The sequence below is a fragment of the Pararhodonellum marinum genome (assembly GCF_015354735.1).
GTDB classification, from domain to species: domain Bacteria; phylum Bacteroidota; class Bacteroidia; order Cytophagales; family Cyclobacteriaceae; genus Pararhodonellum; species Pararhodonellum marinum.
In genome coordinates this window covers 58,369-80,755 of record NZ_JACEFJ010000003.1, presented here as the reverse complement: position 1 = coordinate 80,755, position 22,387 = coordinate 58,369, and the positions used below count along the sequence as shown (strand labels likewise).

General features: G+C 42.5%; 20 protein-coding genes. 7 read left to right on the top strand and 13 right to left on the bottom strand.

Translation table 11 applies throughout. The features are described 5' to 3' along the window. Positions 1-9 precede the first annotated feature (9 nt). Entirely contained in the window at positions 10-1,785 is a 1,776-nt protein-coding gene (locus H1A14_RS07455; RefSeq protein ID WP_194775613.1) for a cyclic nucleotide-binding and patatin-like phospholipase domain-containing protein, read from the top strand. A 17-nt stretch (positions 1,786-1,802) separates the two neighbouring features. On the opposite strand, the gene H1A14_RS07450 is transcribed toward H1A14_RS07455, so the two are convergent. Then, positions 1,803-2,771, bottom strand: a complete 969-nt coding sequence (locus tag H1A14_RS07450) for a zinc-dependent alcohol dehydrogenase family protein (protein ID WP_194775612.1) — start codon at positions 2,769-2,771, stop codon at positions 1,803-1,805. Between the two features lie 210 nt (positions 2,772-2,981). On the opposite strand from H1A14_RS07450, the gene H1A14_RS07445 reads away from it, so the two are divergent. Genes H1A14_RS07445 through H1A14_RS07430 form a run of 4 tightly spaced genes read left to right on the top strand, consistent with a single transcriptional unit; the run spans position 2,982 to position 6,907 of the window. Next, a complete protein-coding gene (locus tag H1A14_RS07445; RefSeq protein ID WP_194775611.1) occupies positions 2,982-3,749 on the top strand; it encodes an SDR family NAD(P)-dependent oxidoreductase in 768 nt (255 codons plus the stop codon). 9 nt (positions 3,750-3,758) lie between these two features. Next, on the top strand, positions 3,759-4,970 hold the full coding sequence (locus tag H1A14_RS07440) for an acyl-CoA dehydrogenase family protein (RefSeq protein ID WP_194775610.1): 1,212 nt from the start codon (positions 3,759-3,761) through the stop codon (positions 4,968-4,970). Positions 4,971-4,994: 24 nt separating this feature from the next. Then, on the top strand, positions 4,995-6,029 hold the full coding sequence (locus tag H1A14_RS07435) for a phosphotransferase family protein (protein ID WP_228527670.1): 1,035 nt from the start codon (positions 4,995-4,997) through the stop codon (positions 6,027-6,029). Then, a complete protein-coding gene (locus H1A14_RS07430; RefSeq protein ID WP_317174857.1) occupies positions 6,026-6,907 on the top strand; it encodes a 3-hydroxyacyl-CoA dehydrogenase in 882 nt (293 codons plus the stop codon). The genes H1A14_RS07435 and H1A14_RS07430 overlap by 4 nt, the downstream gene beginning before the upstream one ends. Before the next feature lie 638 nt (positions 6,908-7,545). Here H1A14_RS07430 and trmB read toward each other — a convergent pair. The 9 genes from trmB to holA form a co-directional block, all read right to left on the bottom strand. After that, on the bottom strand, positions 7,546-8,205 hold the full coding sequence (gene trmB, locus H1A14_RS07425; protein ID WP_194775608.1) for a tRNA (guanosine(46)-N7)-methyltransferase TrmB: 660 nt from the start codon (positions 8,203-8,205) through the stop codon (positions 7,546-7,548). 1 nt (position 8,206) lies between these two features. After that, positions 8,207-9,499 carry a bifunctional folylpolyglutamate synthase/dihydrofolate synthase gene (locus tag H1A14_RS07420; RefSeq protein ID WP_194775607.1) on the bottom strand — a complete coding sequence of 431 codons (1,293 nt, stop codon included), beginning with the start codon at positions 9,497-9,499 and terminating at the stop codon, positions 8,207-8,209. Between the two features lie 3 nt (positions 9,500-9,502). After that, positions 9,503-10,456, bottom strand: a complete 954-nt coding sequence (locus H1A14_RS07415) for an energy transducer TonB (protein ID WP_194775954.1) — start codon at positions 10,454-10,456, stop codon at positions 9,503-9,505. A 5-nt stretch (positions 10,457-10,461) separates the two neighbouring features. Then, positions 10,462-10,854, bottom strand: coding sequence for an ExbD/TolR family protein (locus H1A14_RS07410; RefSeq protein ID WP_194775606.1), 393 nt, complete (start codon positions 10,852-10,854; stop codon positions 10,462-10,464). Between the two features lies 1 nt (position 10,855). Continuing rightward, a complete protein-coding gene (locus tag H1A14_RS07405) occupies positions 10,856-11,548 on the bottom strand; it encodes a MotA/TolQ/ExbB proton channel family protein (RefSeq protein WP_194775605.1) in 693 nt (230 codons plus the stop codon). Between the two features lies 1 nt (position 11,549). Continuing rightward, positions 11,550-12,323 carry an SPOR domain-containing protein gene (locus H1A14_RS07400; RefSeq protein WP_194775604.1) on the bottom strand — a complete coding sequence of 258 codons (774 nt, stop codon included), beginning with the start codon at positions 12,321-12,323 and terminating at the stop codon, positions 11,550-11,552. Between the two features lie 107 nt (positions 12,324-12,430). Next, entirely contained in the window at positions 12,431-14,101 is a 1,671-nt protein-coding gene (locus H1A14_RS07395; RefSeq protein ID WP_194775603.1) for a TonB-dependent receptor, read from the bottom strand. Positions 14,102-14,127: 26 nt separating this feature from the next. Continuing rightward, entirely contained in the window at positions 14,128-17,115 is a 2,988-nt protein-coding gene (locus H1A14_RS07390) for a tetratricopeptide repeat protein (protein ID WP_194775602.1), read from the bottom strand. Positions 17,116-17,132: 17 nt separating this feature from the next. Then, entirely contained in the window at positions 17,133-18,155 is a 1,023-nt protein-coding gene (gene holA / locus H1A14_RS07385) for a DNA polymerase III subunit delta (protein WP_194775601.1), read from the bottom strand. A gap of 131 nt (positions 18,156-18,286) precedes the next feature. Here holA and H1A14_RS07380 point away from each other — a divergent pair, with 131 nt between their 5' ends. Beyond that, positions 18,287-18,991 carry a tetratricopeptide repeat protein gene (locus H1A14_RS07380; protein WP_194775600.1) on the top strand — a complete coding sequence of 235 codons (705 nt, stop codon included), beginning with the start codon at positions 18,287-18,289 and terminating at the stop codon, positions 18,989-18,991. Between the two features lie 6 nt (positions 18,992-18,997). On the opposite strand, the gene H1A14_RS07375 is transcribed toward H1A14_RS07380, so the two are convergent. From H1A14_RS07375 to H1A14_RS07365, 3 genes are read right to left on the bottom strand one after another with little or no spacing between them, the layout of a single operon-like run. After that, a complete protein-coding gene (locus H1A14_RS07375) occupies positions 18,998-19,846 on the bottom strand; it encodes a universal stress protein (RefSeq protein ID WP_194775599.1) in 849 nt (282 codons plus the stop codon). 40 nt (positions 19,847-19,886) lie between these two features. Further along, the gene (locus H1A14_RS07370) at positions 19,887-20,807 is read right to left on the bottom strand and encodes a 2-hydroxyacid dehydrogenase (protein ID WP_194775598.1); all 921 of its coding nucleotides are present in this window, start codon (positions 20,805-20,807) and stop codon (positions 19,887-19,889) included. Beyond that, complete coding sequence (locus H1A14_RS07365) at positions 20,808-21,416, bottom strand: DNA-3-methyladenine glycosylase (protein WP_194775597.1); 609 nt, start codon at positions 21,414-21,416, stop codon at positions 20,808-20,810. A 90-nt stretch (positions 21,417-21,506) separates the two neighbouring features. On the opposite strand from H1A14_RS07365, the gene H1A14_RS07360 reads away from it, so the two are divergent. Further along, on the top strand, positions 21,507-22,355 hold the full coding sequence (locus H1A14_RS07360) for a DUF2911 domain-containing protein (protein WP_194775596.1): 849 nt from the start codon (positions 21,507-21,509) through the stop codon (positions 22,353-22,355). Positions 22,356-22,387 lie beyond the last annotated feature (32 nt).

Genomic DNA, 22,387 nt, shown 5'->3' with positions numbered 1-22,387 from the left:
CAATTGAATATGGAAATAAGCCATCAATTTGACGAACATTACAAAAAGTTACTCATTCAGATTTTCGGCGATTTGGATACTGCCAGTTTGAATCAAATATTTGACCGCAGCAAAAAAATATCTCTCGACGCAGGAGATTACCTGTTGCAACAAGGCGACATGCAACACGATTTGTATTTGGTGCTGTCTGGAAGATTGAGAGCTTTGCACCAGGATCAACATGGAACTGTCATCTTGGGGGATATTGCTGAGGGAGAACCTGTGGGAGAAATGGCCTTGTTTACCAGTGAACCGAGAATGGCAGCGGTAGTGGCTATTCGAAAATCCCTTGTTCTAGAAATTTCAAAGGCTGAGTATCATGCTGTAGTGGCAAAAAACCCTGAATTTGCCAGTGCATTGACCCGATTTGTGATCCAAAGACTCAGAAGGAATGTCCTTCAGCAAAACATCGAAGCTGCTCCGAAAAACATTGCCATAATTCCGCTCCAGGATGACTTGGAAAGTGCCTACTGGCTTAAGGCGATCAAAGAAAGGATAGATAAGGACTTTTTGCCTACGAAATTGATAGAAAAAGCTGAACCAGCTGGGAAAGAGAAAGACCTTTTTGAAGTTTTGGAAAACCACAACGGTGTAAACCTTATGGTGTGTAATTATGGTGATTTAGAATGGTCAAAAGAATGCTTGTTACACGCCGATTTGGTCCTTATCCTTTCAGCATTCACCGCTGAAGCCGACATTCAACCAATTGAAAAGGAGCTGGGCATTTATGACCATGACCTGCTGCATAAAAAGACCTATCTCCTATTGGTTCACCCCGAAAATGCACCTATCCCAACCGATACCTTGCGTTGGCTGAAAGACAGAAACATTCACTTGCACATCCATGCTCGTAAAAACCATGTAGGTGACTTGAGAAGACTGGCCAGAATACTGACCAATACGGCAGTGGGAATGGTTTTAGGTGGACTAGGTATCAAAGGATATGCTTTGGTAGGTGCTGTAAAAGCTTTAATGGAAGCAGGAATGGAAGTTGATTTTGTAGGAGGCACCGGTGCAGGCGCTTTGTATGGAACAGGTATGACCTTTTCGGATTTTGATTTTGACGACATTCAATCTATTTGCAGACAAGCAGCTGAAAGCAATCTGGGTACAGGAAACTATTTTACCCCGATTTCCATAAAAAAGAAAACCAATGAGATAGATGACCAACTAAAAAACATATTTGGCCACACCGCTTTGGAAGACCTTTGGGTCAATACCTATTGTGCGGCCTCCAATTACACCAACACTGAAATCAAACTGCACTATACCGGGGCTATTCCTGAAAAAGTTGGAGCCAGTTTTTCTCTTCCCGGTACCTTTCCACCGGTCATTATTGATGATGAGGTCTATGTGGACGGAGGCAGTTCCGATAACCTGCCCATAGATCCGATGTACCGTTACCCTGTTAAACAAATCATCGCCATCACCATTACGGGTGCAGAACCCCATCAGGTGGATTTCAATAAATTGCCTTCAGTTTGGGAGCAGATCAAAGGAAACTTCTCCAAGAAAAAGAAATTTGACAATCCGGTGGTGACCACGGTAATGGTCAATTCCATGACCTTCAACAGCCGGCAAAAGGAGGAAATCACCAAGTCCAAGGTTTCCCTTTACTTTGAAATCAACCTTCGGGCGGTAAGCATGCTTGAAGACAGCAAATGGGAAAAGGTAGTCAAAAAGGGCCATGAGCAGGCCAAGGAATACCTTGCTGGACTTAAAGAGGAGGAGAAATTCTGGCTGTAAATCAAGCAGAAATCCCTTTAAGAGGTCAATATGATTTTCCCATTCCTTCCCCCCTGCTCGTATTGTTCTATGGCTTTCTGAAACTCTTCCAAGGGGTATTTGGCTTCGATATCCAATTTGATTTGCTGAGACATCAGGTGGGTGAAAACTGTCTTAAAGGCCTTTTGTTTTTCCTCCGGAGATAAATTTCCCATCCATGAGGTCAACCAGAAACCTTCAATTTTCAGGTCTTTGAAAATCATTAAACCTGAATTGAGGGGTATATTTTCTAAGCTTAAAAGACCAAAAACCATCATTTTACCTTTGTTTTTAAGACAGGCCAAGGCTTTGGCTCCCAAGAGCCCACCTACCGCATCAAAGACCACATCTACCCCTTGACCGGTTTTTTCCATGATCACTTTTTGCAGTTTTTCCACCTCTGTATTGATGACCAAGTCAGCACCGAGATCTTCAAGCATACTTTTCTGCTCTTCCCTTCTGACGGTACAGGCCACCTGTATTCCTTTGGCTTTTGCCAATTGGATGGCCAACTTCCCAAAGGCCGAAGCCCCAGCAGTTACCAAAAGCCAATCACCACTTCTCAATCCGCTGGTTTCCAACATTCCATAGGCGGTGAGGGGATTGATAAACACCTGACAGGCCACATCGTCGCTCATCCCTTCAGGAACGGGAACAGCCATTTCTGCCGGAATACAGACATACTCTTTCCATGTCCCAATGGCCGTGAAGATCACCCTCTCACCCACTTTATGGGTGTAACGCTCATCACTCAGATCAACTTCACCGACAGCTTCGAAACCTGCCGAACTAGGAAACTTAGGACTGATGCCATACATTCCCCTCACAAACATGATGTCCGAGGGGTTGATGTTTCGCGCGGTTACCTTCACCCTGAGTTCATGAGGTTTGGGTTGAGGCATCGGTGCTTCTTCGAGTTTCAAAACCTCTTGAGGTAAGCCGGTTTCGTAAAAAACTACCTGTTTCATATTTTTCTTAATTAATTTGGGTTCAGTGGTTGAGACCCATTTACAAAAATGAATCCGAATCTGAAATTAATCAAAATAAGTGGAAGGGCCATAGCCTTGTCAACTTTGAAAAACCATGACATATGTTGGCTTTCTGCTATTATTCATTGTCCTATCCTAAGATTTTCTTATCTTCATCACCAAACGAAAACCAAACAAAAACCAACTATTATGGACTTATCTTCCACATTCTCCCTTCAAGGCAAAGTTGCAATAGTGACCGGTGCAAGTAAAGGGATTGGACTCAGCATCGCCACCTTTTTTGCTTCCGCAGGGGCCAAAGTGGTCATCAGCAGCAGAAGTCAGGAAACCCTAGAAAAAGAAGCCGAGGAACTCAATAAAAAAGGCTATTTTGTCACTCCTATTGCCTGTCATGTGGGCAAATTTGATGAACTGCCTAATCTGGTAAAAAAGACCATAGACGTTTACGGGCAGATTGACATTCTGGTCAACAATGCTGCTGTGAACCCGGTATTTGGTCCCATCCACGAAACCAGCCTGGAAGTTTTTGACAAAATACTCAGTGTAAACCTTAAAGCCCCTTTTGAGCTTTCAAAGCTATGTTTGCCCTACCTAAGGGCTTCTTCCAATGCATCCATCATCAACATCAGCTCTATCGGTGGGCTTACGCCTGAGCATTGGCTAGGGATCTACAGTGTCAGCAAATCAGCACTCAATGCCCTTACCAAAAGCATGGCAAAGGAATGGGGAGAATATGACATCCGCGTCAATGCCATCTGTCCAGGGCTGATAAAAACCAAGTTCTCTGAGACACTTTGGTCAAACGATAAAGTCATGGAACGCATGATGAAAAGTCTTTCCTTAAAACGTGTGGGCGATGCAGATGAAATTGGGGCTATGGCCTTGTTTTTGGCCTCCAATGCCTCCAGTTACACCACCGGCGCGGTCCTAACCGCAGATGGCGGATTTACCATTTAATCTCTGAAGATGAACCCAAATAACTTATTTTACAGTGAAAAAGTGGCGGCACTGCTGCCAAAGTATGACCAGTTTTTAAAAACACATCTCTATCCAATCGAAAAAGAGGTGATTTATGGCAACTTCAAGGCTCATCTGCCTCAGCTGAAATCATTAAGGGAAATTGCCAAGAAGGAAGGTTTGTTTGTTCCACATTTGTCTAAAAATGAAGGTGGTCTAGGGCTTGATTTAGTAGAGTTTGCTCAAGTATCCGAATTATTGGGCAGATCCCCTATCGGTCATTACATCTTCAATTGCCAGGCCCCGGATATTGGCAATATGGAATTGATGCATGCTTTCGCATCTGATCCACTTAAGAAAGCTTATTTGGTACCACTTCAAAAAGGGGATATCAGAAGTTGCTTTGCCATGACGGAACCGGAACATGCAGGCAGCAACCCCGTAAACCTCTCCACCCATGCCATCAAGGACAATGGTCAATATGTCATCAATGGACACAAATGGTTCACCACAGGAGCGGATGGCGCCCATTTTACTATTGTAATGGCTCTCACTGACCCCCATCATGAAAATCCCTATCTGAGGGCCAGTATGATTCTGGTCCCCCTGAACAGCCCGGGTTACGAGTTAATTCGCAACATTCCCATCATGGGAGAAACAGGCGGAGACTACCTGTCCCATGGAGAGGTCATGTTTAGAGACTGTCAAGTCCCGGTCAGTAACCTTATTGGAGAAGAAGGGCAGGGTTTTGCATTGGCTCAGGAAAGACTGGGTCCAGGTAGAATCCACCATTGCATGCGCTGGATTGGCATCTGTGAGCGGGCATTGGACATGATGTGTCAGCGCGCAGTAGATAGAAAGCTGGGCCATGGAAAAGTGTTGGCAGATCAACAAACCATACAAAACTGGATTGCTGAAAGTAAAGCCTCCATTCAGGCATCCCGATTGATGGTGCTGCATACGGCGTATGCTATGCAACACAAAGGGGCGAAGGCCATCAGGGAAGAAATATCCATGATTAAATTCTTTGTGGCAGAAACCCTGATGAAAGTAATAGACAGAGCCATTCAGATACACGGTGCTCTAGGCATCACTGATGACACCCTACTCTCTTTTTGGTACAGGCACGAACGTGGAGCTAGAATCTATGATGGACCTGATGAGGTACATAAAGCGGTTTTGGCAAGAAAGATTTTAAAACATTATACTTCAGGGATATAAATGAAGATCGATCAAGCAAAATCCATGCGTAAGGGAGAAGAACTCCCTGTTGGAAATCTCCTATCTTATTTGCGGTCAAAAGGAATTTTTCAGCATGAGGAGCCCCGGTTCAGTCAATTTCCCAGTGGTTTTTCTAACCTAACCTATCTCCTTGAAGGTAAGGAAAAGGACTATGTTTTAAGACGGCCTCCATTTGGTGCAAAAATCAAATCAGCCCATGACATGTCCAGAGAATACCGCATACTGAAAGCACTGGAGAATTCAGGATTTGCCAAAATACCCAAGGCCACATTGCTCTGTGAAGATGAAAATGTGATCGGTGCGCCTTTTTTTTTGATGGAAAGAATACAGGGTATTATTTTGAGAAATCAAGTGCCCGTGGACCAAGTTCTGACTCCTTCAAACTTTAGAAAGATCTCGTTGGCCAGCTTGGATACACTATTGGAATTGCATCAATTGGAATTGGTGAAATCAGGGCTGATGCAATTGGGAAAGCCTGAAGGATATGTGGAAAGGCAGGTAAAAGGATGGGCACAGCGGTATGACCATGCCGCTACGGATACCATTCCTGAAATGGAGGCTGCCAAGTCATTCCTGCTTCAACATATACCCCCAACGCAAAAAACAACTTTTATCCACAATGACTTCAAGTATGACAACCTCGTCTTGGATCCATCAGACTTTACCAAAGTGAGCGCTGTGCTGGACTGGGAAATGGCTACGGTTGGAGATCCATTGATGGATTTGGGAACTAGTTTGACCTATTGGGTGGAAGCTGAAGATGATCCTACCATGAAAGCATTTAACCTTACTTGGGAAAAGGGAAATTTGACCAGACAGGAGGTCATTGATTATTATGGTGAAAAAAGCGGATTGAAAATGGAGGATATGCCCTTTTATTATGCCTTTGGGGCTTTTAAAGTGGGGGTAATCTGCCAACAGATTTATTACCGATACAAGCAAGGATTTACTCAAGATCCCCGTTTTGGGGCATTGATAGCGGTGGTGAAGGCTTGTGGCTCAAATGCCAACAGAGCCATCCAAACAGGAAAAATATGATGGAAATCAAAAAAGTGGGTATTGTAGGAGCCGGAACCCTCGGCAGTAGAATTGGTTTACAAGCTGCCCTTTCCGGATACAAGGTAGTGGTTTATGACCTAAACCAAGAGGCCTTGGATCAAGCCCAAAAGGTTATAGAGAAGATTTTACATGTGCTAAATAAGGCAGGAGTAATCCATGAGGCGCAAGCTAAGGCCGCCCTGGAACGCATTGCCTTTACGCTTTCATTGGATAAGGCAGTCGACGATGTAGACCTCATCAGTGAAAGTGTGACCGAGGACATCGGTATCAAAGCAAAAGTCTGGGCAGCACTGGGTAAGGCCTCTCCTGCAAAAACCATTTTTACGACGAACACCTCCTTTCTTTTGCCATCCCTATTTGCAGCCGATACCGGCAGACCAGATAAATTCTGTGCTTTGCATTTCCATGATGTGTTTTATGCCAAAATCGTAGACATCATGCCCCATGAAGGAACGGACCCGGCCTTGATTCCTCTTTTGGAAGACTTTGGAAGAAAGCTGAATCAGGTGCCTGTCATCATCAAAAAAGAAAATCCCGGTTACCTCTTCAATACCATGCTTATGGCCCTGTTGGGAGCAGCAGGGAAACTGGTAACCAAGGAAATAGGCAGCATCGAAGATATAGACAAATCATGGATGGTTAATTTCCATATGCCCATGGGGCCCTTCGGGATCATAGACAACATAGGTTTGGATACCGCCTGGCACGTGACCAAATCTATGAAGGACCCCGCATCCCAGCGATTTGCCAACTTTCTTAGAAGCTATATGGATCAGGGTAAACTGGGCGAAAAAACCGGAGAGGGTTTTTACAGATATCCTAATCCTGCCTACAAAGAGCCGGGGTTTTTGAAGTGATCCTTAAAATTTAAGCTCACAGACTCCTCAGGTTTTCACAGATTTTATAAACTTTTTGTGGCTATCTGTGCCATCTGTGAGAAAAAATTTCAGAACCGGGATTGTGACTTTGAAAAAAAGAATGGCTCACAGATTCCACGGATTTTCACAGATTGTATAAACTTTCTGTGGCTACCTGTGCCATCTGTGAGAAAATAAATCAGAGCCGAGATTGTGACTTTAAAAAAAAGAATGGCTCACAGATTCCACGGATTTTCACAGATTTTATATGTTTTCTGTGGCTATCTGTGCCATCTGTGAGAAAAAAAATCAAAGTTGAGTTTTTGACTTAGAAAAAAGAATGGCTCACAGATTCCACGGATTTTCACAGATTTTATAAACTTTCTGTGGCTATCTGTGCTATCTGTTAGAAAAAAATTCAGAACCGAGATTGTGGCTCAGAAAAAAGATAGGCTTAGATTCCACGGATTTTCACAGATTTTTAAATTTTCTGTGGCTATCTGTGCTATCTGTTAGAAAAAAATTCAGAACCGAGATTGTGGCTCAGAAAAAAGATTGGCTCAGATTCCACGGATTTTCTCAGAATTTATAAATTTTCTGTGGCTATCTGTGCTATCTGTGAGAAGAAAATTTTCATTTCAACAAAACCTGAACTTCAAATACTTGATTTTCTCGCCTTTTTCACTGAACATCTTTTCATAGCGGGTCTGAATGCCATGGTGATCTTCACGCCAAGTGGATGCGTAGAAATCATCCGTGTATGCAAGCAGTTCACAATTAGGTCTTTCATTTAACAATTCCAATGTGTATGCATACAGCCCCGAATTGTCCGTCTTGAAATGGATGATGCCACCAGCCTTCATAAGCGGTTGATACAGATCCAGAAACCGTGGAGAAGTCAACCTGCGTTTTTCATCACCATCCCGTGGAAAAGGATCCGGAAAAGTAATCCATAGCTCATCGATCTCCCCTACTTCAAAAAACCTGTCCAAAAGCTCAATTTGGGTACGGAGAAAGGCCACATTTTTCAACCCCTCAGATAGGGCAATGGTGCTCCCTTTCCAGATTCTAGAACCCTTGATATCAACTCCAATAAAATTCTGTTCAGGATATTCACGAGCAAGTCCGACGGTGAACTCGCCCCTGCCACAGGCCAGTTCCACCACCAAATCATTATCCTGCTCGAATTGTACTTTATTCCATTGACCTTTTATTTGTTCAAACAATTCCTTCCCTGATTGAATGACATTTCTGTTTTGTTCGTTTTCCTGGAATCTTTGAAGTTTTCTTCTTCCCATCTTATAAATTGTTGATTTCGGCCACTACAAAAGTACTGCCTCCTATAAAAATTAAATCCTCTTTTCCTGCCAACTCCTTAGCCTTGTCTATGGCCTCGTTTACATCTTCTATCGTTTCCCCTTCCAGTCCATAATTTTGAGCTGATTGAAACAGAACAGAAGCCGGAAGGGCTCTGGGTATTTTGGCTTGGCAAAAGATATAGTAAGCCTGTCTGGGCAATAGGTTCAGAAAAGCATGGAGGTCTTTATCTTCAACCACTCCTAATACCATAAATAATTGTTTGTGAGGTATTTGATTTAATTGATCAAGAATAATTATAATCCCATCCACATTGTGGCCTGTATCGCAGATCATCAAAGGTTCAGTATCCAATTGCTGCCACCTTCCCTTAAGCCCCGTATTTGGAATGACTTTCTTTAACCCTTTTTTTAGCTTCTCATCAGAAATTTGAAAACCCAAGCCATTTAACAATTCAGCCGCCATCAAAATCCCAGGGAGATTTCCCTTTTGGTACCTTCCCAACAAGTCCATTTGATAAGACTCAATTCGGCCATTCTTCTTGACTTTAAAAGTCTGTAGTTTCGGAAGATACTCCTCAAATACATCAACCACCTGAAAAGACTCCTCTGCAAAAAAAATTGGGGAACCATTGTTTTCCGCGACTGTCTTGAATACCTCCGTGGTTTCTGATTGGGTTTGGCTGACAATTACTGGAATGTCTTTTTTGATAATTCCGGCCTTTTCACCAGCGATCTTTTCCAAGGTATCACCCAAAAACTGCGTATGATCCATACCGATATTGGTAATTAGGCCAAGCAATGGTTGAATGACATTGGTGCTGTCCAGCCTTCCTCCCATACCCACTTCTATGATGGCCACATCTACCTTTTGGTTGGCAAAATAATCAAAAGCCAAAACCACCGTCATTTCAAAAAAGCTGGGTTTAATGGATTCCATAAAATCCTGGTGCTTGGCTACAAAATCCACCACGGCTTCCTCGGAAATCTCTTTACCGTTGATTTTGATTCGTTCTGTAAAGGATTTCAGATGAGGTGAGGTGTATAAACCAACCTTATACCCCGATTCCTGCAAAATAGAAGCAATGGCATGGGATGTGCTTCCTTTTCCATTGGTTCCGGCTACGTGGACACTCTTAAACTGATGCTGAGGATTTCCCAAGTATTCACAAAGAGCAAGTGTGTTGGAAAGATCTTTTTTGAACGCAGCAGCGCCGATTCTTTGGAACATAGGCAGTGCATTGAACAGATAGTCCAACGTTTCCTTAAAATCCATGCATCAATCCACTTTGATGATAAAAGTAATTTTTCCAGTAGAATAATCCGCACTTGGATTGCCTCCCTGTCTTTTGAAGGTGAGTTGATTAACCACTGTTCTGTAGTAAGCCAAGACTTCGTTACTCACATTGTATTCCAAAGGGATGGCTTGCATAATTTTCCCGTTGTCATCCACTGTGATTCTAAAAATGATGCGCCCGTTTCTGGTAGAGACATTATCTTGGATATTTGGCTTGGAAGCAAAATCCCAACCTGCCAAATCAAGATTATATCCCGCGCCGTCCCCTGCATTTCCCTGGCCTGTCTGCATGATAGATCTACCATCTACAGTACCTTGGGGGTTACCCTCGTCTCCTTTTTGATTGGAGGTACCTTGGCTGCTTCCAGAAGAAGTTTGTTGACCCGTTCCAGTAGTGCCTCCCGCCCCAAAAATGGCCCTTTGATCAATTTGTGGTTTTTCCTCGGCTTTTTCAGTAGTCTTCGGATCATCCTTTTCAGCAGGTTTGGTCACAGGAACACTGCTTTCTTGTTTTACTGGGGTCTCTTTGGAAGTCTCAGTCGTCTTTTCTGTAGCCTTAAGTGGGCTAGGGGCTTTTGACTGAGGTTCGTAAGTAGGCGTAGCAGGTGCTGGGGTCGGCTTGGCAGTCTGGGTTTCGGGCTGGGGCTTGGGCAGCGCTGGTTCAGTGGGTGTAGGAGCCACTTGGCCGGGTGCAGGTATTTCCTGGGCTACATTTTGGCTTTCGGAAGGCGGGGTACGGGTCTGATTGTTGCCTGAACCCACCTCTGTAAACCCTAAATTCAATTCCAGCCCAAATTGCGGAATGGGCGGAATGGGTTGTCTCCAAACCACGATAAAATAAATGGCCAGCAAGATCAACACATTCACAATCGCTGTGATGATGATGGCTTTCCTTTTATTTTCGCTTTCTTCTTTATGGGATCCCCAAAGTTCCATTTTGATCATTTATAAGGTTTGGTAGCGATGGATACATTCGCCTCGAGTCCGGCAGCAATTCCTCCGATCTCTACCAGGTATTCTACAGGTACATCCTTATCGATATGAAGGACTACCTGACCTTTCTTTTCCTTTAGTAACGCAGTCAACTCGTTTTTAATTTCCTGCCTGTTCACAATTCTGTCATTGACTGAAAATTTCAAATCCTTGGTGATCGTCACCGTAACTTCCTGCATTACGATATCAGATGCCTCACTTGATGGCAGATTTACCGGTAAACCTGAGGGCGTGATAAAGGATGAGGTCAGCATGAAGAAGATCAACAACAGAAAGATAATATCTGTCATGGACGACATGCTGAAAGCTGCATCTATTTTATGTTTGGATTGAAGTCCCATGTTATTTTTCCTGTAATAAATCGATGAATTCCACAGTAGTGTATTCCATGCTGTGGACCAGTTTGGATACTTGGGTGACCAGGTAATTGTAACCCAAATAAGCAATAATTCCTACCACGAGCCCGGTGGCTGTGGTGATCATGGCCTCATAGATCCCCGTGGAGAGGAGTTTAGGAGAAACCATACCTTCTTCCTGGGCAACGCCTATAAATGCTCTAATCATCCCCGCGACGGTTCCTAAGAACCCTATCATCGGTGCAGCACCGGATACGGTGGCCAAGACATTCAGGTTTTTTTCCAATCTGTAAATTTCGATTTTGCCGACGTTTTCAATGGCCACCTCAATGTTTTTGAGTGGACTTCCTATCCGGTCGAGTCCCTTGGTGATCATGTTGGCTATCGGCGTATCTTCTCCTTGGCAGATCATTTTGGCCCCTTGAATATCCCCCCCTGCTACCATCATTTTGACTTGGTCAATAAGCTTTTTGGGCGTTTTGGAGGCTTTTCTCAAAGTCATCAAACGTTCCACAAAAACAAAAATGGCCAAGACAAATAACAAATAAAGCGGAATCATCATGTATCCTCCTTTAATCAGAAGATCCAATAGCCCAATGTTTCCGGTCCCTACCTCCATGGTAGATAAAGTATCTGCAATCGATTGATTGTCTGTTGATAAAGTTTGTAGTAATATCATATTAGTATTTCAATACCCAAAGGTTGTCTTTGTAATTTGCTTGATAGTTAGGAATTTCAGCGCTGGCTTTTTGAAAAGTATCAAATTGGCCAACCGCTAATCTATAATAATTGCCGCTTCCGGCAGGGTGAATCATAAAGGTGTTTTTTCCTTCTGCATTTAGTTTTTTGGAATGATCCAGCGCCAAATCTTCATCAATGAAACTGCCCACCACCAGGAAAAATCTGGGAGTGGATGACCTGGACGTGATTTCCGTCTGACTCCCCCTTGCAGCAGTTTCCCTGTCAGGAACAACTGAACTGGTAACTTCAGGAGCTGAAGAAGTTTCAGGTTGAATCGCGTCGGCAGGTTCAGCTTCTTCTGCCAAAGGGCTGGAGGCATCTTCCGTGATAGCATTTTCAGGTTCTGAAGTGGACGACAAAGATTCTTCTACGGATGGAATGGTGCTAATGTTGTTTTGTTCATCTGGTAAATAATACATGGTATACCATGCTCCCAAAGCGCCGAAAATCAAAACCAAAAGAAGAAGAAAATAAATCCAAAGGTTTGATCTCCTCTTGGGCCTCCTCTCAGACTTCCTGCTGGAAATGACAGGCGGTACAGGTGTGACTGGTTCTATTTCATCTGTTTTTTCTTCTTTTACTGGGGTACTGGCCATAACTGGTGCGACTTCAGGTCTTTCTTCAGGCGACTTCAAGGGAGTAATCTCCACTTTGGGCAAACCAAAATCAGCATCATCTTCAGTTCTGTAATTTTCTGGGTCTTCTTTAGTCATTTCCTCCGTTTTTTATAGAAAATAAGTCACTAAACTAAGACAAAAGCCTCAATAAGCCAATAACCCCAACCATTAATTCCTTGATGGTTTTTTTAATCATTTCAGTATCAAAACTTAACTGTCCCACCCAACATTCCCTGAATTCCCCTGACAGGATAGTTCCAAAACCGCTGGTTGTTTTGGTTCAGTAGGTTGTTGCCCATCGCAAAAACGGAAAACCGTTCTGTGATTTTATAATCTGCCTTCAAACTCACATCAATGATGGGATTTAATGTTCCTGTATTTCCTGATTGCAAGTTGAGCACCTCTATGCCTCCCATGGCCATCACATTGGCTTGTACCAACCATTCTTTGGTAGGTTGAAATATATTGTTGATCATGATCTGCCAGTCAGGCCTGTGCCATGCACCTTCCAAAGAACTCAATCCATAATTGAAAGCGCTTGCGCTGGCATTTAACCGGTAAAGGTTACTCACATTCCAGGTAAGCTCTCCATGCAATTCCGTCAACTCAGTGTTTTCCTCATAAAGCATTTCAAACTTGGTGCTGTCTGCCTGACTGTTGGCAAAGTAGTGCATGTTGGCATTTTGGCTGAACCTGAAGCCGACTTGGTAGGTCAGGTCCTCATTGAAACTGCCTTTTATACCAGCTTGAAACCGATATTTTTGGATGTTGTTAAGTAGGCTTTGGCTTGGTCCCAAAAAGGGATTTTCCTGTACAAAATCATAATAGGTCATTCTCACCACATCACCGTCAATCCCTGCATAAATACCAAACTCTTCTACTAGTTGGTAGTTGGCCATCACGTGGGGAAAGAGGTGAAAATCTGATTTTTTATTATCGGTTTGATCGTTTTCTACGACCATTTTTGCACCGGCTTCCACATTCAGATTCCCGTTTCTATATTTCACCACAGGCTTTAGCCCAAAGTAATTCCTATTGATGTCCATGTAGGTCAAGTCTTCAGGTGAAGTGGTAAAAAGATCTGCATTCATTTGAATGGTAAAATCTTCATTGGCTTTGTAGGCGATCAGCGAACGTAGGCCCAACTCCCCCTCTCTTGCCAATAGCCTATCCGAAAAATGCCTAAGGTTGATCGAAACATCATACCGGAAGTCACTTTGTGGCTCGAAGCTTCTCAATCCGAATTGAGCATATGGAGTATTGAATATCTGTCTGATGTCATCTGCTAGAATCAACTGGGATTCCACGGGCTGGTAACCATAAAAATGAACCATGTCTCTGTTGTAACCCACATGCCCATAAAGTTCACCGTAATCTATAAATAGACTGCCATCCAACCGAATGCGCGTGTGGTCTTCAGATGAATTCCTTCCATCCACAGGGCCATCGTAAAAACCCTGATGTTGAAAAAACGCGCCATAACTCATGTAATCATCCTGCAAACTATTGAATCTCAGTTCTGCTAAAGAAGCAGCATAATTTCCAAGGCCAAGCTTGGCAAAAATCGGATAGAGTTCGTCTTTCTTTTGGGCAAAATTCTTCTGGAATGGCTCTGCCTTGATCTCTAAGGGGGGAAGGTCTAGTTCAAAACGCTTTACATCATAAGCAAAATTCCTCAAACCATCTGACTTGGGAAGCGCAGGTGCACTCTCAAAACTTCTCGGCTGCTTGGGTAGGGTGAGCACCCTGTCCTTCCGAATGATGAATTCAGTGTCTTTGATCTCACCTCGCTCATCCACTCTACGATCCTGTCCCCAAGCATGACTTGAAATTAAGGCGATAAATAAACCTATGATAATTAGTCGATTATTCATTTTTATTTAAATCAATAATTTAAATTTTAGCCCAAAGTATTTAAAAGTTGCTGAGACATTTGCCTGATCTCTTCATTGGGAGAATTATCAATGATGGATTCAAGCGTGGCTTTGGCTTGGAATGTTTCACCCAATTTGATATAATTTTCCGCCAAAAGGATAAAGATCCTGCCATACCAATAATCATAAACTCCAAACGGTGCTGAGGAATCAAAGATGGTTTCATTGGAGGAACCAAACTGTCCCTTATCATGCTTGGAAAGTGCAAGAAGATACAATCCTTCTGCACCCTGAACTGTTTTATACTCATTCACCAATTTATTGAGTACCTCTTCCGCTTTGGACTCCTGGTTGCTGGACTTCAATGACTTGGCCTTAAACAGGAGGGCATGTGGTGAAGCATCAGGTGTGATATTTCCCAGTGCCAATACCCGGTCAGCATAATGAATGGTAGAATCAAAACGCTGAGTTTGGAAATAGGCATCCATCAACCCTTTAAATGCCTCATATTCATCCATTTTCGTACGTGCATTTTTCGATGTAAATTGAAGATATGGGATGGCCTTCTGGTAATTTTTGGCTTCAAGTTCTATTTCACCTATCCTTTGCATGGCTCTGGATTTCTGGGCAGTATTGTCTGATTTTTCTACGGCGTAGAAAAATTCCAGTGCCTTGTCTTTTTGTCCTAACCTGAAATGGGCATCTCCGATAAAATAGTTGGCTTCCGCACTTCTCCCCGAATTGGGATAATTTCTTTTGTAGGTCTCAAATGCCCTGATCGACTCCTGAAATGACTGGTTAAAAAACAGGTTCTTTGCTGCTTCGAATTCTATACCCTGAAGACTTTCATTTCCTGGATTGGCTTTGCGGTAATTGGAGAGGTAACCTGAAAACTCGCCGGATCTACCCTGAAGTGTGAGTGCCTCCTGCAGCCCCACCAAAGCGGCATCAGCATTGGAAGCATTGGGAAATTGATCCAAGATCCGCTTGTAATCCTCAATGGCGTTGTCATAATCCCTTAAGGAATAATTGGCAATCGCTCTTCCTTCAAATGCAAAAGGTAAAAATGGACTGTTGGGTCTAGCCCCTATTAGATTGGTAAACCCTTGCCTGGCCTCTGCATACTTGGTTTCTTCCATGTTGATCTGGGCTTTTTGGTACACCGCATCTTCCCAGTATAAGCTGGAAGGAAAATTATTGATGATCTGATTGAGTGCTGCGATGGCATAATTATTTTGGTTTTCAAAATTGTATATCACCCCGGAGCGAAAATAGGCATAGTCGATGCCATCAATTTGCTGGTTGATGGCTTGCTGGAAAGTGGCTTGAGCATTACCGAATTTCTTTTGCACATAATAACTGTCTCCCAATCGCAACAAGGCATCCTCATAATTTTTCTTTTCTGAGGCGCCAGCCAATTTATCGGTATAGCTTTTAAACTGCCTTTCCGCTTTGTCATATTGATCTAAGTTGAAGTAAGCATAACCCAACCCATAATGGGTTCTGATCAAATATGGGTCATTTGCCTGCAGGTTCATGGCCAGTACTGCCTCGTACGCTCTCAGGGCTTCAGGTAACCTTTGATTGGCGGAATGGGTCTCCCCTTTCCAAAAATGGGCTTGGGCTACCAGATTCCTGTCAACGGGTGAACTCAGGGATTTATCAAAATAAGTGATGGCCAAAGGAAAGCGATTGTCCCTGTAATAACTGATACCTTGGTACAGGGCTACCTTTTGATATGCAGCTTTGATCCTGTCTGATTTTTGAGACATTTTTTCAATGTGCTCTATGGCTCTGATGTAATTGTCGGTATTGACCAATGCATCACTGAGTAAATTTTCGACTTCTCTGGCATGCACCGCTCTAGGATAGTTTTCAAGATAAGTATCCAGGGCATTGACAGCATCCTGAAAACTCCCCCGTTCCAAATTGACTTTGGCATAGTCATAAAGAGCTTCCTGTTTGATATTAGGATCTGCATCGCTTTTGTAGGCGGCAGCAAAACTGTTGGATGCAAAAGTGGGGTTGTTTAGTTTGAGGTAGGCATGCCCCATAAAATAACTGGACACTTGCCCCAGTTGATCATTTTGTAAAGCGACTTCTTTGAAATAGTTGGTGGCTTGCATGTAATTGCCTGCTTCATACTGCACTTCGCCTGCCTTGTACATTTGCCCTCTGTTCAACACATTTTTCTTACCGACTGCGGCGGCATCATAGTTTCTGGCAGCACTGGAAAAATCCCCCTTTTCATAATAGGATTCGGCTAAATAGAGATGTATAAATTCTTTCTTGTCCAGGTTTTTTCTTTTCTCCAAAATCGGCGTGGCATAGTTGATTACCTCATCGTACCTTCCCTGCCTGTAATAGAGGCCTGAAATCATGTAGGGCACTTTGGTGGCATAGAAAGGTGCTTTGTCTGCTGCCAAAAAATCAGTGATTGCTTTTTCTGTATTTCCTGATTCCATCGCTATGTAACCTGAATAATAAAAAGCATCTGCCAAGTAGGCTGATCTGAATGACTTTACCTGGTCAAAATAACGTGCCGCATTGTTGAAATCCTTTAGTTGAAAGAAAGCATAGCCGGTTTTAAAAAGTACTTCTCCTTTTTGCTCAGCATCTACCTTATTGATATTTACCTTACTGAAATTTTCGATTGAGGCCCTATAATTCCTTTTTTGAAAAAAATAATCGCCCAATAGATGGGCTGCATCATTGGCTTTGGGCTCGTTGGCATACACCTCCATGAAATCTGTCAAAAGGCCAACCCCATTGGGATGGTCCAGTTCCAAAGCAGAAACTGCATGATAAAAATCGGCTTCTCCGCGCATGGTATACGTCAAAGGCCGGTTTTTTAAATGCTCAAATTCATATCGGGATGCCCCGAAAAGATTTTTGTCATACAGCTCGAAGGAATCATCAAAACCTATATAAGGCCCGGTTTGGTAAATGCTGGACTGTGCCCATCCCGACCAAGTCAGTCCCAGTAAGCCTAGAACCAAAAGACTTTTCTTCATGTTTTTAAAGGGAAATGCTAATGTAAAATTTTGAATATCAACTCTTTCAATATCTCCGTGTCTTCCATGCCTGTCGCCCCAACCCCTTTGGAACGAAGATCTGCCTCTTTTAGGTATGAAATATTATCAATAACCTTGCCTAACGGATAATTTTTTCTTGCCATTATGTATTCTTTGATAAAATAAGCATTGACCTTTATGCTGCCAGCCAGTTCACGTTCAGGTAGTTCTTTATTCGCGTGAACCAAGGCTATTCTCGAAAAATGTAAATAGAGTAAGGCGATGATGGGGATTAGTGGATTGGATTTTGGATTCTGACTGAAATAATGAATGATTCTGTTGGCTTTCATCACATCCCTGTAGGAAATTGCTTTGGTAAGTTCAAAGTTATTGTAATCCTTGTTGATACCGATAAACTGCTGGATGTGCTGGCTGTTGATTTCAACCTTATCTGTAAAATTGATCAACATTTTATCTATTTCATTGGTGAGCACCTCTAGGTTGTTCCCGATGGATTCCGCCAATACCTGATTTGCCTTTACCTCAATTTTAAAGCCTTTTGTTCTGAAATATTCATCAATCCATGGGCTCAGTTTATATTCAGGCACTTTATCTGATTTGACCAATATGGCTTTCTTATCCAATTCCTTGGAAATAGGCTTCCTTCCATCCAAGGTTTTGTATTTATGACAAAAAACCAAAATGGTGCTGGGAAGCGGGTTTTGAACATAATCCAGTAAAAGTCTATCTCCCATATCCTTCCCCAAGTCCGGAATATTCTGGGCTTCTTTGACGATGACAACCTGTCTTTCAGCCATCATGGGAAACCGTTTGGCATTGGTGAGAATTTGGGACATAGGAGAATCCTTGCCATACATTACCACTTGATTAAATCCCCTTTCCGATTCTGCTAAAGCATTTTTTTCAATAAAATTGCTGATTTGGTCTATAAAAAAAGGTTCTTCTCCATGGAGAAAATATATTGGAGCAAATTTTCCGGCTGATAAGGCTTTAAGTACTTCTTGCGGTTGTTGGGCCATGGTTGGATTTGGTTAGCCAAAGATAGGAATAATTCATTTTTAGAAAACCCAAAATTCTTCAGGAATACAATTAATTGTAAACTTTCTGTGCTTAATTTTTGTATTAATTACAACACACAACTGAACCAACATTGGAAAATTTAGATAAAGGAATTGAATTGTATAAGGCCGGCAAATTTGATGAGGCTTTAAAGGTATTTGATCAGGTGGCTTTGCAGGAAAGCGTTGATATTTCCCTGTATCTCTACCGAGGTAGGGTATTGTCAAGGTTGGGTAAATTGGATCTGGCCATTGCTGATTTTGATCACCTGGTTTCGGATTCTCCTTACAATACCGATTACATCAGTGACAGAGCTGTAGTCTTGCATCTGCTGAAAAGAAATGAAGAAGCCATGTCGGAATTTGACAGGGCATTGAATCTTGACCCCAATAACCCCTATCGGTATTCAAGCAGGGCTTATTTCAAAGACAGAATCGGCGATTTCCTAGGAGCCATTGCGGATTATGAGAAAGCCATTGAGTTGGATCCCGAGGATGCCATTGCTTATAACAACAAGGGGATGGTAGAGGAGAAATTAGGATACGCCCAAAAAGCCAAGAGCAGTTTTACGAAATCAGATGAGCTTATTGGATACGACCCGGAAAAGACCCGTCCAAAAACAGCTCAATCAAAGTCAGATAAAGAGAGTTCAAATGATTTCTCCATAAAAAATGAAACGAAACCCTCCAAAGAGAAGGTTTCGCTGCAAGGATTTATTCAGACCCTAAATAAAGTACTCTCCAATAAAGATACTCGGAGAGATTTTTTAAAATTCATCAAGTCTAAGTTTCAATAGAAGCAATTACTTTGTATCCAAAGATTTGATTACCCACAAAGGTTTGTTGATGAAATAAGACATTTTTCGGGAAAGATTCTGGGTAAAAAGCTGGTCAAACCAGCTTTTCTTTTTGCTGAGGGTCACCAAAATATCCGCTTTGGCTGTAATCATATAATTTTCCAATCCAAGGCCAGGTTCATCCCGATAGGATTTGAGAACATAGTTGACTTTCTCATACTTCACAAATGGTTTGATCTCCGAAATCATGGTTTGATGAAGTGCTTTATCAATGGCTTTTTTCTTGGTGCTCACATGGACCATGTCAATTTCGCAGTCAAAATGTCCAGCCATGCAGACGACCTTTTTGATGCCTATTTTATCTTCTTCCAGATAGTCGGTGGCATAAACAAACTTTTTTGGAGGTTTAAAGTAGACTTTCCTTGGAACAATCAGAACATCCCTGTCTGATTTTTGAATGACTCTACTGGATCTTGTGCCTATGTAATTTTTTTTAAATTCATTGACACCTTCTGTACCCATAATGATGATACTTGCGTCCATGGATTTGGCATATTCAAGGACAGACTTCACGGTTTTTCCTTCGTGGATAACAGCCTTACATGATTTCAGTCCTTTTGGCAAACTTTCTTTTTCTACCTCTTTTACCAAATTATCTATTTTCATTTTTGCAAATGACAAAGGGTCGGAAGAAGCCGATTCATTTGACATCAGTTTCTGGTAGTCATCTTTGTTAGGTACATGAAACAGGACCATTTCTGCATGGTATTTTTCACCTAATTTGGCGGCATATTCAATCGCGTTTAAGGAACATTCTGAGAAATCCGTAGGACATAGAATGGAGTATGATTTCATTGGTGCTGGTTTTGGGTTCTTGGTGATTGACATTTTTAAATTAATATCCCTGACTCATCTTAATCTCATTGACGAGGGGAAGGTTTTTCTTCATATTTTCATAGTTTTTATAGATCTGTGGCGCTGCTGCGGCAGGATTGGTAACACTCGCTATGTGCGGTGTGAGCATTATCTTGGGATGATCCCAAAAAGGGTGGTCTTTGGGAAGCGGCTCCTCTCTGTAGACATCCAGAAAAGCTCCAGAAATAAACCCTTTTTCTATTGCCAGTAGCAAATCGGCTTCTACCAAATGATTGCCCCGGGCAACGTTAATAAGGTAGGTTCCTCGTTGACATTTTTCAAAGAACGATAAATTCAGAATATCTTCTGTGTCAGGTGTGAGGGGCAACAAACAAACCAGAACATTCACTTTGCTGAGAAAAGATTCCAATTCATCCCCAGAATAATAGGGAAACCCAAATTCTTTTTTGCGGCTTCTCCCATAACCTATCACATTAAATCCAAGATACGAAAGTTTATCCAAAACATCACTTCCTAAGGCACCTGTACCCATCACTCCTATGGTGACCGGTACCTCAGGTTCCCTCATATCCCACATATGTTCTGATTTATACGCAAGATATTTGGGGATTTGGCGGTGGTGAAACAAGACCGCAGTGACCACATAATTGGTCATGGAGAAGGTGAGTTTGTCGTCCACAATTCTGGTGATGGGAATGTTTTCAGGGAGTTGGGGGTCACTGAGGATATGATCTACACCTGCTCCCATAGAGCAGATCAGCTTTAGGTTGGGCAACTCTTTTAAGATGCCTTGCGGATGTTTCCAGACTAAAACTGCTTCAATACTTTCCTTATCCCTGAGATCGGGATAGACCTGAATGGATAATGAATCATCCATTTCCTGAAACAGGTCAATCCATTCCGTTACGTCTTTTCCGGGTGCTATGATAGCAAAACTCATTTATTTCTTGCTTACAAATGGATTATGTTCTATATAAAATCTCCAAGGTAATAGTGCATCTTCACCAGCATAGTCCACGCCTATCCTAGGACTTGAAATCACTTTGAAAATGGACCTATTGCCATCATCACCTAACCATATGCGAGAGGTCTGATCGTGTAGCATGATGCCATTGTACTCAGTAGTGATGCCTAAAGCTTGGGCGCATTTGCCAGGGCCATTGGTCAATTGGTTCAACTGATTGACATTTCTTCTTCTTTTCATGTGCAAAACACCTTCTATTGGTTCAATGGCCCTAATCAATACTGCACAGGCCGTATTTTCGGGATGGGTGACTATATTGAACAAATGATGGATTCCGTAACACAGATAGACATAAGCTATTCCTCCTTCCCGGAACATGACCTCCGTCCTGGCGGTTCGCCTGGAAGGGAAGGCATGACATGCGCGGTCCACCTCACCATCATAGGCTTCAGTCTCAACTATCCTGCCAACGGTCAGCACATCATCAATATGGCTTACGATAACTTTGCCCAATAAATTTTTGGCCAAAGTAGGAACAGGGTCTTCCAAAAAGAATTTTTTTGAAATAACTTTTATATCTTTCATGCACAATTTAATAAATCTACACAAAATTTACGGCCCATAAGTGCCGTTTTTATATTAAATATCAAAATCCATATACAGTCGGGAAAAATTATGAAAAAACAGTCTTTTATTGCATTATTTTCAGTTTTGTTCCTTGCCTATCAGGTACAGGCCCAACAGATTCAAATGCCTCAGGCAAGTCCAGCTGCCAAGGTCAGTCAAAAGATCGGACTGACGGATGTTTCGGTAGAATACAGTCGGCCAAGCACCAAAGGCCGGAAAATATTTGGAGAATTGGTTCCCTATGGAGATGTTTGGCGTACTGGTGCCAATGCGGCCACGATCCTATCTTTTTCTTCGGATGTCAAGGTCAATAACAATGTGGTTCCAGCTGGAAGCTATGCGTTGTATAGCATCCCAAACAGGAATGAATGGACTGTCATTCTTTCCAAAAACACCAAACTCTGGGGTGCAGTAGGCTATTCTCAAGAAGATGACCTGCTCAGATTCACAGTCAAACCTGAAAAGCACAACCGCAAATTCGAAACCATGGAAATCAATTTTGTGGACATGACAGATACTGGTGCTTCAGTCGCAATCAATTGGGAAAACAGCGGCATCAAATTCAGAATTGAAACAGAGGTGGATGACATTGTGATGAAACAAATCAGGGAATTGGTCATTGAAAATGATCCGGAAAATCCTGGGCTTTATTATCAAGCGGCCAACTACTATTTCACCAACGGTAAAGACCAAAAACAGGCTTTGGAGTGGATCCAAAAATCAGTGGAAGCCGATCCAAAATATTGGACCACCCATCTTAAAGCCAAGATTGAGGCCAATTTAGGGATGAAAAAAGAAGCATTGGCCAGTGCTCAACAATCGATGGAGATGGCAAGGGAAGCCAAAAATCCTGATTATGTAGGTTTGAATGAGCGATTGATCAAATCTTTGAGGTGAGCGGATAAGCCATCATTTTATAAGAGAGACTT